We start from the raw sequence: 17,988 nt of genomic DNA, 5'->3' as shown, positions 1-17,988 counted from the left end.
TATAAGGCACTATAACAAACGGTAAAAATTCATAGGAAATTTATGTTTGGCGGCGATCATGATTAAGTCGGGTCGCTTTTGGGTAAGCGCTAGGAATCTACTCCATGTTAAAACTTCATCCCCCTAGGTCACAGAGAACAATGAAAAATTTTGTGGTTAGCCAGTTTAACACTTTTGGGTTGGCGTTTTGGGTTGAAATTATGACCGAAATGCCTCGATGTACCTATTACTTTGGGCCGTTTCTTACCGAAGATGAGGCGGAACAAGCAGAACCCGGTTATATTGAAGATATTCAAGGTGAAGGTGCCACGGGTCTACAGGTGGCAGTTAAGCGGTGTCAGCCTGATATTTTGACGGTGGCTGCGGATCTTGATCAAAATTTTGATAATCCCCTACAGTGGGCATAGTGGCTTAACTTGGGCGGGACAGGTCACCAGATATCAACAATATCAGGATGGTTTTTGATCCAGTTATCGATATCGGTGATCACTTGATCGGGGATCTCCCAAGGGAATAAATGGGCTGTGTTGGGGTAGCAGTTAAACTGCGAATTGGGTAAGTTTGCCGCCGTTTCTTGACTGGAGATGGCGGTAATATGTCGATCGCATTCTCCGGCTAATATGAGACAATGACAGCTAATATTTCCCAACTCAGCTAGACGGTTATATCGGTTTTTTAATGCTTGTCTCAGGGCTATGGTTGCTGGTCTGGAGGTTTGTAAATAGGCGGGTGTGGCTTGTTTGGCTATGTATTTATAGGCGGTGGCTGTATGCTGTTGGATTAAGTAGCGAAATAGCGATCGCTTACCGAAAAGGTTGATATTCCACTGACTAGCTGGCCATATCCAATTAATTATACCCGCAATTCCGGTTAATAGATTATCTAGCCATGAAATCGGAGGATGGTTCCCACGGGGATAGGCGGAAGTCGCCACTAAAATTAATCCCGTAAACCTTTCCGGGTTTGTTAATGCTAATTCTAGGGCGAGTATACCTCCCAAAGACCAGCCGATAATTAAACATTTATCTATTTTTAAGCCATCTAAAAGCTGTTCGATATCCTGGAGATGATCGGTCATCTCAAAGGGTTGTTTAACCTGACTTTTCCCATAGCCTCGCAGGTCTGGGGCGATGGTTTGATAGTTTTGGGATAGGTGATCTGTAAAAACTGACATACAGCCTCCTGACCCAGGATGACCATGAAGACACAGTATCGGAAATCCTTGACCGCGAATTTCCGAGTTTAAGGAAACAGCTAAACTCATCAGTTTATAACTGCCCTCTCATGATAATATGTTCGGCAATACCAGCGATCGCTCTGCGGACTTGGGGAATGTTTCCGGCTGAGTTATCGGTAATGGTAATAATATACCTTTCCCCGTCAATACTAGCCGCTAAAGTCGTGCCAATTACCCTAGAGTTTTGACCGGTTTTTTCCCCTAACCACTGCGCTTTTAATCCTTGTAAGGCTTGATAACCAATTTCGCGATCGTACTGATGACCTAAAGCGTCAATTAATAGTTCCGAGTGGGGGTGTTCATAGTTGTAGATTTCTACCATCATTTCCGTGAGTTCATCACTGGTCATGCTATTGCGACCTCTACCGGGTCTAAAAGGCATGATCCGATCGCCCATGAGTTTAAATTGCACCCGCGTTTTTTGATAACCGTGTCGTTCTAGTAGTTTATTGATATAATCGGCACTCAAATAGTCGATAAGTTGATTAGTAGCGATATTACTACTATGGTCAATCATTTGAGCCATTAACATTTGGAGAGAGTAGGATTGGCGGGCGCGAATTGAGGAAGCATCTTCGGTAAAATTACCCCCCTCGACATAGATTTCTTTATCAAAACTGACCTGTTCCTCAGCCGCTTTGTGTAATAAGGCGATCGCCACAGGAACTTTAATTAAACTCGCCGGACTCGCCGGAGTTTGACTACCCCGTAAACTAGCACAATGGCGGTTTAAATTACAAACGCTGATGGTCGCATTACGCGATAAACCACTCCTAACTCTAATTTCTTCTAAAATTTCCGATTGAGCGTTTCTTAACTGGAATTTGAGGCGATTATAGTTTTCTTGATACTCGGCAATTTTCGCGGTAGCTTGTCGGCTTAAAAACGAATCCTGGGGAATTTCCTGTAAATTAGCGATCGCCCTCTGCCAAAAGGTTGCCATTTGTTGTCTAGTTTCCCAGGATATCTGAGAACTTTTGCCAATATCTACCGCTTGATTGGCTAAACTTATCGCTTGTTTCCAATTATCATTAGCCCGCTGTTCAATCATGATTTGAACTTCTACGTGGCGCAATTGTTCGATTATCTGCTGAGAAGGTTCCCGCCTATGGTTAGGAAATAATGACATTAATTGACGGGAATTACCTGCTGATTCTGGGGGGTTTTCTAGGGTGTATAATAACTCGTCCCGGAGGCTAATCAATTCATTGAGAGAAGTAGCCCCATATAATGCTGAGGATGACCCTAGCATAGGTAAGGCTGGAGTTAAGCCAATACTGACAGCAATGGCAACAGCACCCAGCCACCGGGTTTTTGACTTGAGTGGGTTTAATAAACTGCGTTTGGGACTGCCTAAGTAGGGAAAATTGGTCGATTGTGCAGCCATTGTTTCTGCTCTATAAAACTTAAACAAAACGGGACATAGCCGGATCTTGATGTTTATTTCTTGCTTCGTCCGGGACTGTCGGCAGCACCCCGTCCACAAGTGTAATCGTCTGAACCAGGCGATTTTTCTAAATTTCTACTGGCGTTCAAATCTCTATCAATCTTCAGGCCACAGTTTGGACATTCAAAAGTCCGACGGACTAGGGGCATTTTTTGACGATAACCGCAATTAGAACACAGTTGACTGGATGGATAAAATCTATCGGCAATAATCAACTTTGAACCATAACGTTCTGCCTTGTAACCTAGTTGACGACGGAACTCATAAAATGAAGCATCAGCGATAGAACCCGCCAAACAATGATTTTTCAGCATACCTGACACATTCAAATCTTCAATGACTACTTGGCTGTGGTTCTTAGCCAAGAAAGTAGTTATTTTATGAATCGTGTCCCGCCGAATGTTTGCTACTCTTTGATGTAGCTTTTGAACTTTTAAGAGACATTTGGCCCAATTTTTCGAGCCTTTGACTTTGCGACTTAAATGACGTTGTAATCGAGCTAGTTTTTGGGTGGCTGCTTTATAAGCCTTGGGATTAGAGAATTGGGTCCCATCGGAGCAAGTCGCCAAATTGTTAATTCCTAGGTCTACCCCGATTCTCTCTCGATATTTCGGTGTGATTTCTGGTGTGATTTCTACGAAAAAGCTCATATACCAGTCACCTGCTTGGCGCGTTATAGTGACTTTCTTAACCCAACTTTCGGGTAGAGCCTCAAATGTAGAAACCCAGCCCACAAAAGGCAGCTTATGGCGAGTTCCTGACAGATTGAATGGCTTTCCGGAATTGTCAAGCGTAAAACTATCATGGTGGCCTTTCTTCTTAAATTTAGGATAACTGCTTATTCCCTTGAAGAAGCGCTTAAAGGCATCCCCTAGATTAATGAAGGCATATTGATAAACTTTAGAAGACAATTCAGACATCCAAGGATATTGAGGTTTTACATAATTCGTAAAAACCTTTTTGATGGAGTTGACGTTAGGCTTGAGTCCCTCTTCATAAGCTGACCTCCATAAGTGTAATCCCCAATTAAACACGAACCGAGCATAACCCGCGTGTTTGGCCATCAAGGTAGCTTGACGGTCATTGAGTTTTAGTTTTGTCCGGAAAGCTTTGTAAGGGTTATGGTCGAAAGGGAAGTCGCCTTCCCCAACTCCAATTCAAAACCGTGCTTGATACTTTCACATCACACGGCTCCTGATGTGGATACCCCTTTTGACATCGGGAACAGGGTAACGACTCCCTGCTTTTGTGATTTCAACTTTTGGAGCTAAATACAACATCGTAGTGTTTAAACTCGCTTTCGTCGTAAACACTCCTAATTGTCGCAGTCTCTATATCCACACCGTGACTAGTGGGCATATCCTAACCATTACAGTTAGGCATTGGCTTTCAGTCACATCCTTTCCCCTTAAAGGTATACGCTTACACTTTCACTACTCCGCAGGTACATCCTGCCACTTGAGAGCCTAAAAGGGGTTTAAACGTTCCGTTTATACGGGCATTCCATCTTTAGATTTGTCCTCTCCACCGGGGTACTTTTAAAAGTCTGTGTAGGTGATGTCATGATTACCCTACTTTTCCCCTTGCTCTTTTGAACGCAGCGTATCAACCTGTTTCGCTGCTAAATCATTACGATGGTTCAAGCCGGACATTCGGTTTCCCTAATCATGGATGGTTGGCAGTGGTCGCATTTGGTAGTAGGTTCTACTTCACGCCTTCCGTTCCCCGCTTCAATCCTGGGGTTATGATTCCCAAAACTGGGGGTGGCTATCGCCGTTACTCTCAACGCAATTGTTAAGGAATCATTAATATTTCCAGTTGGGCGTTTTGACCTTGAGTTCCCTGCCTTGTTTTGTATATTTCTATACCAAACGTTGGGACATATAAACAGTTATGGGATGGTCAGGGTACGAGTCCCTTATATTTCACCAAGGGGTGAAAGTCCCACTAGGAGGTTATTTCAGGCATTGCAGCCTTATTTGACTCCTAAACGTCTCGCACCATGATTGGATTTTACCATGAAGAATCCGACTTAATGAGTATGTCGTCAGGGAAATTTGGCATGGTCTGGGGTTTGACCGTATATTCATTATCGTATATTCATTATTGAGTTGCGAATCTTTTGGGGTATTGTACCTTATTGTCATAAGATGTCAAGCAAATCTTGGATTAAATTCTTGCTCCTCATCACCAACAGGAAGGATCATAGCAGCAACTGTCGCCATAGTGCGATCGCCTAGGGAAAAATTCCCAGTTTTTTGTGATCATCCTGAGATATACTGAGGAAACATTCAATCAGTCGGGACAGTGACATCAGAAACACCAAGCCTAGGGGGATCGGATTTACCCCCAGATCAATCTGTTGTATCCACGCTTGGGGACGATTCCTCAAATCGATGGTATCTAGGGCTGGATGTCGGGACGACCGGAATATCAGCCGCACTTTGGGATCGCCTGACTGAGGCTGTTTACCCTATATATTGGCTGAGTGATTCTCAGGAGAGCGATCGCATTTTTCGCCTTCCCAGTCGCGTCTACTTGCATCGAAAATCCGGCGGCGAAATAGGGGAAACAGAAGTTTTACAAGGATTTAAACCTTATCTGAGTTGGGCTATCCCCCATCATTTTGGTGAGGATTATGCGCCCTGTCCCCTGCTTGAGGTATCCCCAACCCAAAAGTTATTTTTAGGGACGTTTAAGCAGGCTTTACAGTTGCTATTATCGACTATTTCTCCTCAAGGTGGGGGTGACAATATAGACAGCGAAGATGGTGATTTGACTTTACCGAAAAACTATCAATCTGGTGCTAATGGTTTAACTGATCAGGAGTTCCAAACTGCTTTAGATAGTTTATCGGGGGTGGTGGTAGGATGTCCGGCTCAGGCTTCCCATGCTTATGCTTTTAATCTGCGGGAAACCATTTTGGCGGCGGGTTTGGTCAAGAGTCCCTCTCAAATTTGGATGTTGGAAGATGCGATCGCTACTTGGTTAAGTGAATGGGAACCGAAAATAGACGAACCTACCTTAATTATTGATGCTGGTGCTGCTACCACCGAGTTAATGGTGATGGGAATATCTCAGGAGCATGATTTAACTTATGCTGACTGTTTTGGTGTCAGTGTGACCTATGGTGGCTATGATGTAAATTTGGATATTATCTGTCAATTTTGCGCCGAAAATATGATTGATTGGGATGGTTCCTATTTAGTCCTACCTACTCCGGGAACATCCCAACGCACTCACCGCGATCGCCTTCAACAAAAGTTGGTTTTATCAGCTTTAATCAATGCGATAGAATCCCAAAAACCAAGTTTACAAGCTGGCAAAAATGTGACTATTTCTATACAAGAAAATCAAGTAAAAGTTACCGCTAATGAGTTAGATCGTCGCGTGTTAGTTCCTTTTGTGAAGAACCTCAACCGAGAGTTCAATCATCTGATTAGTAAAGTTGGGGTTTCGACCGTCGGAATTAAAAGGGCGATTTGTCGGGGTGGTAATGGTTCATGGTCGGTGTTGAGTCAATGGCTACGCCAAAAGTTACCTAATGCTAGTATGATCTCAATTACTGACCCAGAATCTTGGTGTAATTATGCGATCGCCAAAGGTTTAGCCAGACTTCCTTTATTTCCCGAATTGTTGAATTATTCTAGCCAACAATATGGGGATTATTTCTTGTTGGGTGAACTGCTGCGAGTGTTGGGGGATTTACCTTTATCTATCCCAGAGGTGATGACTCGTTTAGAAGAAAGAGGCGTGAATACTCGTTGCTGTAAATCTCAGATTTTAGCTATCCTCAAAGGTCAACTACCCGCCGGGTTCATTCCCTCGGAATTAGACACCCCCATAATTGTTCCCATATCTAAACATCCTGAAATCGATATAATTAACCAAGGTGCGATTTTTTACCAAGATGTTGACTCTAGCTATTTTGTCAACCTAGAAAGGTCAGAAATGTGTCTACAATATCTTCAGCAACTCTCACGGGAATATCACCAAGTGTTAACAGAACCTTTGGCGATCGTCCAATTGTAGGGAAGCAGCCGGGGGTAAGTCTGAGTTTAACTGCGTATTCTCATCGATAAACTAATCCGATTTAACTTTTCGTTGACTTCCAAAACCTTGACTTTCACCACCTGTCCGACCCGGACAATTTGTTGAGGGTCTTCCACAAAGCGATCGGCTAATTGGGAAATATGAACTAACCCATCTTGATGGACTCCTACATCTACAAAAGCCCCAAAATTAACCACATTAGTAACAATTCCCTCTAACTCCATTCCCGGTTTTAAGTCCGACACCTCTTTAATATCATCCCGGAAAGTAGCATATTTAAACTCAGCGCGTGGATCACGTCCAGGTTTCTCTAATTCGGCGATAATATCCTTGAGGGTAGGTAAGCCGACCGTATCTGTTACATAGCGTTTTAAGTCGATTTTTTTGAGTTTTTCAGCAGTTTTGCTAATCGCATTTAAAGGGATTTCCACATCCGCTAAAATTTGTTCAACTACCGAATAACTTTCCGGGTGAACCGCCGTATTATCTAGGGGATTAACACCCCCACGAATCCGCAAAAATCCCGCCGATTGTTGAAATGCTTTCGGCCCTAATTTCGCCACTTTTAAAAGCTGTTTACGATTTTTAAATGCCCCATTTTCATTGCGATATTTAACAATATTTTGGGCGATAGTGGGAGTAATTCCAGACACAAAAGTTAAGAGTTGTTGGGAAGCCGTATTTAATTCAACTCCCACATAGTTTACACAACTTTCTACCGTTTCATCAAGTTTTTTCTTGAGTAATTTTTGGTCAACATCATGTTGATATTGTCCGACACCAATCGATTTGGGGTCAATTTTAACTAATTCTGCTAACGGGTCTTGGAGGCGGCGACCAATACTAATCGCCCCCCGAATTGTCAGATCTAAATCAGCAAATTCTTCCCGCGCGACATCACTCGCCGAATAAATAGAAGCACCAGACTCGTTTACCATTACCGTAATAGGTGGAGATTCTAAAGAGGCGATCGCCTGATTAACAAACTCTTCCGTTTCCCGTCCAGCCGTACCATTTCCAATAGCAATTAATGCGATTTTGTACTTTTTAATTAAGTCTTGAATCGTTTTGGTCGCTTGTTGACGTTGTGACTGTGACTGGTGGGGAAAAATTGCCTGATATTCGCAAAACTTGCCAGTTTCCGACAATACCGCCACTTTACAACCTGTCCTGAAACCAGGGTCAATAGCTAAAGTAGGCTTCATTCCCGCTGGTGGAGATAGTAATAATTCCCGCAAATTAGCTTCAAACGTCTTAATAGATTCTAGGTCTGCGTAGGATTTGCGATCGCTCCTAATTTCACTAATTAATGAATTTTTCATCAGACGATTAAAAGCATCTTTAATCATATCCTGATAAAACTGGCGAATCTCCCTATTTTTAATGCGAATAACTTGAGATTCCAAATGATGCAGCACCAAAGACTCATCAAAATCTAAATCCACCTTGAGAACCCCCTCAGTTTCTCCCCGGAATAATGCCAACAGGTTATGGGGTTTAATATCCATCACATTTTCCCGAAAATTCCGATACATTTCAAATTTAGTCGAACCTTCTGGGTAATCATCTTTAATCTTGGATACAAACGCACCATCATTGATTAAAAAATCGCGCACATCTGCCCTTAAATGTGCCGTCTCTGCCACCTGTTCCGCTAAAATGTCGGCGGCTCCAGCCAGGGCATCTGCCACCGTTTTAACCCCCTTTTCTGCATCGATATATTGAGCCGCTTCTGACTCTAGGGAAACCTTGGGCGCTTGGGGTTGGTTAAGGGAACTAATCAACTCAGCTAGGGGTGCTAATCCTTTTTCCTTAGCCATAGTGGCGCGGGTGCGACGTTTGGGACGGTAAGGAAGATATAAATCCTCAAGTTCCGTTTTTAACAAACAGTTATCAATTTGGGTCTGGAGTTCATCCGTGAGTTTTCCCTGAGAGGCGATCGCCTCCAAAATGCTATTTTTTCGTTCCTCAAGTTCAGTTAAATAACTATATCTTTCCGCCAGAGTCCGCAGTTGAATTTCATCAAGAGAACCCGTCATTTCTTTGCGATAACGTGCAATAAATGGAATAGTCGCCCCTTCCGCAAATAATGCCAATGTATTTTCAACTTGAACCCGTTTTAACGAAAGTTCCTGAACTAGAATTTGAGTAATATTAAGCATATAATCTGAACCGACTTGATTTTGTGACCTGAGCTTGGTATACAAAATTATTGTAAATGCTACCCTCGCCAATAGTACAGTCAAGGTCAGTAGAGCCTGTTCAGAAATCATCTGATCACCTCTCAAAGTCCCTCTCCCTCTCTGGGATCCAGATTTAGGGTGAGGGCAATGTATTAAGCGACTGGTGAACAAGCTGTATCTCCCACATCTGATAGTTAAGATATGAGTTCAGGAATATTTTTGGTTTCACTCTTGATTCGTCCCCTCCAGCGTTATGGCTGGCTATCCCTGCTGCTGTGGCTGCTGATGATGTCCCCAGCAGCCGCTTCCGTGTTAATGCGGGTGGCGATAACCACTGACAGCAATCAAATTAAAGTCGGAAGTTCCACCCCAGCAACAGTGCGCGACGGTAGCGGTAGGGTCTTGGGACAAATTCCCAATATGGGCGCAACTGTCGCCCAATCTGCATCTGGTCAGGTATCCCTCAGTCAATGGAAAGCAGGTCAAATTTGGGTCGAACCCTCCCAAAATGGCAAAGTATGGATAGGTGATAATTGGTATCGGGGGCGGGTGTTATTAGTCCAGCGCAATGGTGGGCTAATGGCTATTAATTATGTCGATCTCGATCAGTATCTCTACAGTGTCCTAGGGGCGGAAATGGGGGGAAATTGGCCCCAGGAAGCCCTGAAAGCCCAAGCTGTGGCGGCGCGGACCTATGCACTGTATAAGCGCCAAAATAATAGCAGTCAGATTTATGATTTGGGGGATACTCAAACCTATCAGGTCTATCGCGGTGTGTCTGGGGAGTCGCCAGGGACTCAGACGGCGGTTAGGGCGACAGCAGGTCAGGTGTTAACTTACAATGGTCGGGTGATTTTGGCTGTTTTCCATTCTTCCTCTGGGGGTCACACCGAAAATGTTGAGGATGTCTGGGAAAATCCCTTACCCTACCTGCGGGGGGTTCCAGATTTTGATAGTGGTTCTCCCGTCTTTGAATGGACAAGGACTTTTTCCACTAATGACCTTAGTAACCGCATTTCAGGAGTTGGTCAAATTTCCTCTATGACACCAGAAAGAACCTCCGCTTTTGGAAGTGTAATTTCCATGAGAGTTGTCGGAAGTGGCGGAACTCGCACTATTAGCGGTGAGGATATTGCTAGGGCTTTGGGGTTGCGTAGCACCAGATTTAGGGTGGATCGTAACAATGCTTCTGGCAATTTTGTAGTCACTGGTCGCGGTTTTGGTCATGGTGTGGGTTTGAGTCAATGGGGGGCTTATAGTTTAGCTAATGCTGGATATAATTATCAGCAAATTCTCGCCCATTATTATCGAAATACAACTCTCGCTAGAATCCAAGTCCAATAATAATTATTCATTGCCTATCAACTATTAAATACTGCGGAGGGCGACGATTGGATCAAGGGCGGCGGCGCGTCTGGCGGGAACTACACCGAAAAATAAGCCAATACCCCCAGAAACGCTGACCGCGACTGCGATCGCACTTGTGGAAATTCCAGCTTCTAAAGGTGTTAGTATTCCCACCAGTAACACACCACTAACACCTAAACCTGTACCAATTAATCCCCCGGCTACAGATAAGATAATCGCTTCAATAATAAACTGAATGAGAATATCATTTGGGGAAGCGCCTATAGCTTTTCTCAGACCAATTTCCTGGGTTCTTTCTGTGACGGAAACTAACATAATATTCATAATTCCAATTCCCCCAACTAACAAGGAAATCGCCGCCGTGGCTGCTAACATCAAGGTTAAAGCGCCAGTAATTTGTCCGAGGATATTCATTAAATCCTGTTGATTACGAACCGTAAAATCATCTTCATCAGTAATTTTATGTCGTAAACGTAGCAAATTCTCAATTTGAAATTGTGCCGCCCTCATCTGATGTGCTTCTTTAATAGAAACGGAAATAAAGGTAACTTGTAAACCATAGGGAGAATTGCGCCCAGTAATGCGATTAGCCACGGTGGTAATGGGGATAAAAGCATTCATATCTTCATTACTTCCTAAACTTGAACCCTTGGGTTGCATGACTCCAATTACCTGCAATGTAATATCTTTGAGTCGGACTTGTTTACCGATGGGGTCTTCATTACCAAATAATTGTTCTGCTATTTCTGAACCGAGGGCGACTACCTGTTCATTTCGCTGAATATCCAAATCAGAAATAAACCTTCCTTGGGCAATATCAAAGCTACGAACGCTCATATATTCTGGGGTAGTGCCAATTATAGAAGCGGAGGCATTCCTACTCCGATAAGAGATTAATTCACTAGCTGTTAAGGAAGGGGCAATGGCTTCGACTGAGGGGACTTGTTCAGCGATCGCCAGTGCATCTTCTAGGATTAAATTTTGAGGGGGATAAACAGGTCTTCTCTGGGCTTCCGGGCTTCCGGGTACAATAAATAATACATTAGGACCCAAGGAATTAACTTGATTTTCGACAAAGGTTTGCGCGCCTTCTCCAATACCTATCATAGCAATAACTGAGGCATTACCTATAATAATGCCTAACATAGTTAGGCTGCTTCTCATTTTATTAGCCAATAATGTCGCCGAGGACATTTTGATACTTTCTACAATATGCATAATTAGGGATAAGTAGTTAAGGATTGAGATGCTATTTTATTGTATAATATCTTCAAGTTTTTGTCCGGGTGGCAATTCAATAAAAACGCGATCGCCTGTAGTAACTCCTTGCAAAATCTGGATTTCATTACCAATTTGTGAACCGATAGTAACCGGTTGAAATTCTGGTTGACCTTCCTGGTTAGGAATGAGTACACCGGTATTTCCCCGATTAGTAATAATCGCCACAGTCGGAACCACAACAGCTTGATTAAGTTGGCGACCGACAAACCGTAAATTAACATTCATTCCCGACTGTAATACATCCTGTCCGGTGCGAATATCAATCCTGGCTTGAAACAGGGTAACATCCCGTTCTTTAATAGCTTCCGGGGCGATTAAATGCACTGCACCTTCAAAGACCTGATCTGGGTAAGCATCGGCGACAATTTCCACCTTTTGTAATGGTTCAATTTGGACAATATCAGTTTCGGGGATTTTGGCTAAAACTTCCAAATCCTTAGCCAAAGCGACAATTGAAGTAGAGGTAGCAGAACTAGCATCAGATGCGGAAGTAGCCGGAGTGACAAAAGCGCCCTCAACGGCATATCTTTGAGTAATAATTCCGGCAAAAGGCGCACGAATATTAGTATCTTCTAACAGCACTTGATAATAGCGCAGTTGACTTTCAGCCTCGCGGACATCAGCTTCAGCGGCGGCAATATCTTCAGGACGAGTGCCATTTTCCAACTCATTCAACTGACTGCGCGCCTCGGTAACATCAGACTCAGCCTGTCTGATAACTTCAGGACGAGTGCCATTTTGTAACTGTCGCAAATTCTGACGTTCCTGTTCAACGGTAGCTTCCAATCGTTCAATTTGCGATCGCCTATTTTCCTGAAGTTGTGCTAGTCGCTGTTTAGCCTCATCCTGTAAAGCCTCCAAGCGGCGTTGATCTCGCCTATAGCCATCCAAAGTATCCTCAGAAACAGCCCCCTGACTTTTCAATTCTTCATAGCGCTGTACCCGTCCTTGGGCCAATTCCAACTCAGCTAAATTAGCTTGTATTCTTGATTGCGCTTGGTCAATTTCATTTTGCAGGCTCCCCGATCGGGCATCAAATAAGCGAATTTCCGCCTCTCTAAGCCTCGCAGATGCCACGGCAATTTCTTCTTGGCGTGTTCCAGCCTGCAACTCTGCTAGGCGTGCCTGAGTACCTTCTAGCCTAGCCTGGGCTCTGTTAATTTCTTCAGGACGGGAGCCATGGCGCAGTTTATCTAAGATGGCTTGGGTGCGTTCTAACCTGGCTTGGGCTTGCAATTCCTGGGCTTTAACTTCGTTACTCTCCATGCGCGCAATAATTTGACCGGCTTCGACACGATCGCCCTGTTCAACGTACAATTGAGCTAAACGCCCTTGAGTTTTGGGACTCAAATTGACCCGGCGCACGGGTTGTACAACTCCACTCGCCCTAACGGTTACAGTCAGATCCTTGGCTTCCACTGGTACAGTCAAGGCTTCTACCATTTGTAGTGAGTTAGGCTTGCGATGATAGACTCGGTGCGCGACCATGGGAACGGCGAGAATTCCTAAAGCCAGTAGTGCGATCGCCCACCATTTTGGTCTACGTCGGGGCGGTTTTGCTACTGCTGGGGGTTGGAAGTCATGCTTCACGAGACCGTTAGGGGACTCGGTTTCGGGTTTGGGATCTGTTAACATTATGGTTCCTCTCGATCCACGAACTGACCAACTCGATGATTATTTGCGATTTAATCTGATCAGTTAGTCATATATCAATTTTATCAAAATTTTAGGTAATTGGAAAGATGGACTCTATATTTCCGGTGAGTATTCCGGTCGCGCCAGAAGGCTACAAATCAGGTTTTGTCGGCATTATCGGCCGCCCCAATGTGGGGAAATCAACTCTGATGAATAAGTTGGTAGGACAGAAAATTGCGATTACTTCTCCTATCGCTCAAACTACTCGTAACCGCTTACGGGGAATTCTTACTACTGAGTCCGCTCAAATTATTTTCGTCGATACGCCGGGAATTCATAAGCCACATCATCAGTTAGGTAAGGTGTTGGTAAAGAATGCCAAATTGGCGATCGCCTCCGTGGATGTGTTAGTCTTTGTGGTGGATAGTTCGGTGATGTCGGGGGGTGGCGATCGCTATATCGTCGATTTACTGACTCATACTAAAGTCCCCGTGATTTTGGGTTTAAATAAGTGGGACTTACAGCCAGATCAATATGAGGCGATCGACCAGAGTTATCAGCAGTTTGCTGAGGCTAATCAATGGCAAATGGTCAAGTTTTCTGCCTCTACTGGTGCGGGGCTAGAAACATTACAAAATCTGTTAATTAACAGTTTAGATCCCGGTCCCTATTATTACCCTCCCGATTTAGTGACTGACCAACCGGAAAGGTTTATTATGGGTGAGTTAATTCGTGAACAGATTTTGCTACACACCCGCGAGGAAGTACCGCACTCTGTGGCGATCGCTATTGATAAAGTAGAGGAAGATGTTAAGATTACCCGCATTTTAGCCACCATTCATGTCGAACGTCTTTCCCAAAAAGGCATTTTAATTGGGAAGGGCGGACAAATGCTCAAAACTATTGGTAGCGCCGCCCGCCAACAAATTCAAAAGTTAGTAGATGGAAAGGTTTATCTCGAGTTGTTTGTGCGCGTTCAACCTAAGTGGCGACAGTCGCGAAATCAGTTGGCTGAGTTGGGTTATCGGGTCGAAGAATAAGGGGGCAATATGAGCGATATCGGCACTATATTTGGTTTTTTGGGCGGCACTGTTGTGGCTATTCAAGGAGGATATAAAGTCCTGCAATATCCGAAGCCAGATCGCGTATTTAAAAGACTGTCAGACGCGAAATGGTTTTTAACTCTCCGCTGGTGTGAACAGTTTACTACTCCGGCTGGGGTTCTGAATTTAGAGGGTCAGCTTTCTTTTTGTAATGCCGCAGTTATGGCTATGGGAGAGGATAAATTTTTACCCCCAGAACACCGACAGCCTATATTTAATTGCTGTTTATCTTTACCTCTCGGAGAAACCACTATTTATGCTAATCCGGCAATTCCCGAAATTGAGATCATGGCTATAGAAATTGATCAGCGTTTTGGACGAGTCGCCTTAGTCCGTTATTACTAATTTTACCAGACCTTCAATATAGCGATCGCGTTCCATGGGCATAATTTCTTCACCGTGCATAATTTCCTGGATGAGTAAGTAGTGTAATAATGCTCCCATAATTACCCTAGCAGTTACTTCCGCATCAGCTAACCTGAGTTGTGGGTAAGATTCTAAACTCTTAGTCAGCCTATTAATTCCGACTTTGACAACGTTACGAATAAAGGCTTGGGCTAGTTCTGGAAACCTTCCTGATTCCCCAATAATTAAGCGCAAAAAACACAGCAATTCTGGGTCATTTAAGATTTGATTAAAAATTGCAGTTGCCCATGTTTTTAAAAATATAGCCGGGTCTTCTGGTTCCTCAATTACAAAGTCCAAAATTCGTTTTTCCCCTAAATATTCAGTTAAGGCACTAAACAAACTTTCCTTATCCCCAAAGTGATTATATAGGGTGGCTTTTGATACTCCAGCCGTTTTAGCTACCCGATCCATGCTGGTAGCTGCAAAGCCGTGGGCCAGAAATTCCTCGATCGCCCCCTGAAGAATTTGTTCTGCTTTGGGGGCCATCCCTGTCTCTGGGTGAGATTGTCTCTTGGCCATCTAATTCTCTCCTCGTGCCGTGGCAGTCCTTGTGAATTTTTGTGATCTACTTGTCATTATACCAAACCGTTTAGTATACTTGAAAAGTAAACTAAACAGTCTAGTTTAATTATGGGGAGAGATATGTTATGCTACAGTCCCACAGCACCAGAGATTTCACCTCAACTGGTTTCCTAGGCCATAGGATCACCACCTGGGCGATGGTTGCCACTGTAGGGTTAGGAAGTGTTGCTGGCTATATGTTTTGGCAGTCTACCCAGGAAAGCCAGGAAATGCCCTTAGCGGTAGCTAGTCTACCCGTATCAATCAAGGTAACTGCTTTGGGGCGATTGGAACCTGAAGGAGAGGTGGTCTCAATTTCTGCTTCCGGTGGGATGGAAAATAACCTAATTCAGCAGTTGCTGGTCCAGGAGGGGGACTGGGTGCAGGAGGGAGATGTGATAGCAATTTTAGATAGTCGCGATCGCCTTCTAGCGGCCCTAGAAAAGGCCCAGGAACAGGTAGGTTTAGCAACAGCCAAACTCGAGCAAATTAAGGCGGGGGCGAAAATTGGGGAACTCGAAGCGGCTAGGGCTACTATCGCCCGCCTAGAGACCGAAAGGCTAACGAATATGCAGGCGGGACAGGCGATGATTGCCCGTTTAGAGACCGAACGCAGCACCGATATTGTAGCGACAGAAGCCAAAATCGCCCGTTTACAGGCTCAAAAGCAGGGGGAATGGCAGGCTGCCCAGGCAACAATTAACCGCATTGAGGCTGAATATAACAATGCTGTAAATGATGAACATCGCTATCAGGAATTGCATCAACAGGGGGCAATTTCTGAGGAGTTATGGAATTTAAAACGGTTGCACAGGATAACGACAGAAGAACAGTTACAGGAGGCACGGTTTAATTTAATTCGCATTGAAAATACTTATAACCAGCAAATTCAAGAAACCCAGGCTCAATTAACCCAAATTCGGTTAGCTAAACAACAGCAGATTGAGGAAGCTAAGGCTAATTTAGATGGTATGGACCGGGGAGGAACACAACAAATTCGGGAAGCCATGGCTACCCTTAATCGTATTGCAGAAGTGCGACCTGTGGATATAGCGGTAGCAGAAGCGGAGGTAAGATCAGCCCAAGCTGCCCTAAGACAAGCCCAGGCAGATTTGGCTTTAGCTGAAATTATTGCCCCCAGAAATGGGCAAGTTTTAAAAATTCATGCTCACCCTGGAGAAAAAATTGATAATTTGGGAATTTTGGAACTGGGAGAAACTCGGCAAATGGTGGCGATCGCTGAAGTTTATGAAAGTGACATTCACCAGGTTAAAATTGGACAATCTGCCCGGATTACTAGCGCGGCTTTAGAGGGGGAATTATCGGGGATTGTGGATCGGGTAGGTTTACAAATTCAACGGCAAGATGTGATTAATGCTGACCCTTCTGCCAATATTGATAGCCGGGTTGTGGAAGTGCGGGTGCGTTTAGATGAAACTTCCAGTCAGAGAGTGGCTGGGTTAACTAATTTACAAGTAGTAGTGGTCATTGAACAATGATTAAATTGATAAAGCCTTTACAACAATTAGCTAGACGGACTCCTTTAGGATGGTTACAGTTAACCCATGATAAAGGTAGGATGTTAGTCGCGATCGCCGGTATTGCTTTTGCTGATATTTTGATGTTTATGCAGTTAGGATTTCAGACAGCATTATATAATAGTAATACTCGTCTCCATCGAGCCTTAGAAGCTGATTTAGTGTTAGTTAGTCCCCAGGCTTTGAACTTAACCCGTATGTCTACTTTTACCCGTCGCCGACTTTATCAGGCAATGAATGTGCCGGGGGTGGAGTCGGTGGAACCTGTTTATGTCGCTCTCAAAACTTGGAAAAATCCCCAAACCCAGAAAGAAACCGCGATTTTGCTGCTGGGATTTAATCCAGATAAACCTGCTTTTGATTTTATCAAAAATCATCCCAATTTACCAGATATTAAGTTACCAGATCGGGTTTTATTTGACCGGGAAGCTAGGGGAGATTATCAACAAGCGATCACATCTATAGACCGGGGAGAAAGGGTGACAACGGAAATCGAACGGCGCACTATTACTATTTCTGGTTTATTTGAACTGGGGGCATCTTTTGCCGCTGATGGTAGTTTAATGACCAGTGATCAAAACTTTTTGCGCCTGATGCCCAGACAAGAATCAAAGAGTATTAATATCGGCTTGATTAAAATAGAAGCAGGGGCGGATATTTTGCAAACTCAAGCCCTGTTAAAAGCCTATCTACCCTCTGATGATGTTCGGGTTTTAACTAAGGCTGAATTTATCCAATTTGAAAAGAATTATTGGACGGCTAATACTCCTGTGGGTTTTGTGTTTAATTTGGGAGTAGCAATGGGTTTTGTCGTGGGAACTATTATTGTTTATCAGGTATTGTCAACTGATGTCGCTTCTCATTTGGCTGAATACGCCACTTTTAAAGCTATGGGTTATCGGACTATTTATTTATTGTCAATTGTGTGGGAGGAGGCTTTGATTTTATCCCTATTAGGTTTTGTGCCAGGTTTGGGGATTTCTATTGGCTTATATGCCATAACTAGAAATGCTACCAATTTACCTGTTTATATTACTTTATTTAGGGCGGTTCAAGTATTGATTTTAACAATTATTATGTGTGCAATATCGGGGGGTATAGCTACCCGGAAACTTCAGGGGGCTGACCCGGCTGATATTTTTTAGATTGAGATCAGGGGTTGTCAATTAGGGGG

14 protein-coding genes are annotated in these 17,988 nt (G+C 43.9%); 7 read left to right on the top strand and 7 right to left on the bottom strand.

Features of this window, described 5'->3' with window-relative positions; genetic code table 11:
- Nucleotides 1-140: 140 nt before the first annotated feature.
- Nucleotides 141-407, top strand: coding sequence for a DUF1816 domain-containing protein (locus NLZ44_RS11530; RefSeq protein ID WP_111893096.1), 267 nt, complete (start codon nucleotides 141-143; stop codon nucleotides 405-407).
- Between the two features lie 23 nt (nucleotides 408-430).
- On the opposite strand, the gene NLZ44_RS11525 is transcribed toward NLZ44_RS11530, so the two are convergent.
- Genes NLZ44_RS11525 through NLZ44_RS11515 form a run of 3 tightly spaced genes read right to left on the bottom strand, consistent with a single transcriptional unit; the run spans nucleotide 431 to nucleotide 3,748 of the window.
- Nucleotides 431-1,264: an alpha/beta fold hydrolase gene (locus NLZ44_RS11525; RefSeq protein WP_006625032.1), complete on the bottom strand. Its 834-nt coding sequence runs from the start codon at nucleotides 1,262-1,264 to the stop codon at nucleotides 431-433.
- Between the two features lie 4 nt (nucleotides 1,265-1,268).
- Complete coding sequence (locus NLZ44_RS11520) at nucleotides 1,269-2,624, bottom strand: serine hydrolase (protein WP_008048644.1); 1,356 nt, start codon at nucleotides 2,622-2,624, stop codon at nucleotides 1,269-1,271.
- 53 nt (nucleotides 2,625-2,677) lie between these two features.
- Nucleotides 2,678-3,748 carry an RNA-guided endonuclease InsQ/TnpB family protein gene (locus NLZ44_RS11515; protein WP_493752831.1) on the bottom strand — a complete coding sequence of 357 codons (1,071 nt, stop codon included), beginning with the start codon at nucleotides 3,746-3,748 and terminating at the stop codon, nucleotides 2,678-2,680.
- 1,243 nt (nucleotides 3,749-4,991) lie between these two features.
- On the opposite strand from NLZ44_RS11515, the gene NLZ44_RS11510 reads away from it, so the two are divergent.
- A complete protein-coding gene (locus tag NLZ44_RS11510) occupies nucleotides 4,992-6,716 on the top strand; it encodes a hypothetical protein (RefSeq protein WP_493752830.1) in 1,725 nt (574 codons plus the stop codon).
- A 26-nt stretch (nucleotides 6,717-6,742) separates the two neighbouring features.
- Here the strand turns inward: NLZ44_RS11510 and NLZ44_RS11505 are convergent, their stop codons facing one another.
- Nucleotides 6,743-8,899 (bottom strand): Tex family protein, encoded by a 2,157-nt coding sequence (locus NLZ44_RS11505; protein WP_493752988.1) that lies wholly within the window; start codon nucleotides 8,897-8,899, stop codon nucleotides 6,743-6,745.
- A 222-nt stretch (nucleotides 8,900-9,121) separates the two neighbouring features.
- Between NLZ44_RS11505 and NLZ44_RS11500 the strand changes: the two genes are divergently transcribed.
- Nucleotides 9,122-10,264, top strand: a complete 1,143-nt coding sequence (locus NLZ44_RS11500) for a SpoIID/LytB domain-containing protein (protein WP_493752829.1) — start codon at nucleotides 9,122-9,124, stop codon at nucleotides 10,262-10,264.
- A gap of 24 nt (nucleotides 10,265-10,288) precedes the next feature.
- Here the strand turns inward: NLZ44_RS11500 and NLZ44_RS11495 are convergent, their stop codons facing one another.
- Both NLZ44_RS11495 and NLZ44_RS11490 read right to left on the bottom strand, forming a co-directional pair.
- Nucleotides 10,289-11,506 (bottom strand): ABC transporter permease, encoded by a 1,218-nt coding sequence (locus NLZ44_RS11495; RefSeq protein ID WP_493752828.1) that lies wholly within the window; start codon nucleotides 11,504-11,506, stop codon nucleotides 10,289-10,291.
- A gap of 36 nt (nucleotides 11,507-11,542) precedes the next feature.
- On the bottom strand, nucleotides 11,543-13,204 hold the full coding sequence (locus tag NLZ44_RS11490; RefSeq protein ID WP_493752827.1) for an efflux RND transporter periplasmic adaptor subunit: 1,662 nt from the start codon (nucleotides 13,202-13,204) through the stop codon (nucleotides 11,543-11,545).
- Between the two features lie 107 nt (nucleotides 13,205-13,311).
- On the opposite strand from NLZ44_RS11490, the gene era reads away from it, so the two are divergent.
- Together era and NLZ44_RS11480 are read left to right on the top strand one after the other, a co-directional pair.
- Entirely contained in the window at nucleotides 13,312-14,244 is a 933-nt protein-coding gene (gene era / locus NLZ44_RS11485; protein WP_493752826.1) for a GTPase Era, read from the top strand.
- Nucleotides 14,245-14,253: 9 nt separating this feature from the next.
- Nucleotides 14,254-14,652: a hypothetical protein gene (locus NLZ44_RS11480; RefSeq protein ID WP_046319319.1), complete on the top strand. Its 399-nt coding sequence runs from the start codon at nucleotides 14,254-14,256 to the stop codon at nucleotides 14,650-14,652.
- Here the strand turns inward: NLZ44_RS11480 and NLZ44_RS11475 are convergent.
- The gene (locus NLZ44_RS11475; RefSeq protein WP_008048661.1) at nucleotides 14,635-15,234 is read right to left on the bottom strand and encodes a TetR/AcrR family transcriptional regulator; all 600 of its coding nucleotides are present in this window, start codon (nucleotides 15,232-15,234) and stop codon (nucleotides 14,635-14,637) included. The genes NLZ44_RS11480 and NLZ44_RS11475 overlap by 18 nt on opposite strands.
- Before the next feature lie 128 nt (nucleotides 15,235-15,362).
- Here NLZ44_RS11475 and NLZ44_RS11470 point away from each other — a divergent pair, with 128 nt between their 5' ends.
- Together NLZ44_RS11470 and devC are read left to right on the top strand one after the other, a co-directional pair.
- Complete coding sequence (locus NLZ44_RS11470; protein WP_493752825.1) at nucleotides 15,363-16,775, top strand: HlyD family secretion protein; 1,413 nt, start codon at nucleotides 15,363-15,365, stop codon at nucleotides 16,773-16,775.
- Complete coding sequence (devC, locus tag NLZ44_RS11465) at nucleotides 16,772-17,959, top strand: ABC transporter permease DevC (protein WP_493752824.1); 1,188 nt, start codon at nucleotides 16,772-16,774, stop codon at nucleotides 17,957-17,959. The genes NLZ44_RS11470 and devC overlap by 4 nt, the downstream gene beginning before the upstream one ends.
- Nucleotides 17,960-17,988: the final 29 nt, after the last annotated feature.

This window comes from Arthrospira sp. PCC 9901, from assembly GCF_059013425.1.
Note: the sequence above shows the minus strand (reverse complement) of the source record. Positions and strands in the feature narration are given on the sequence as shown.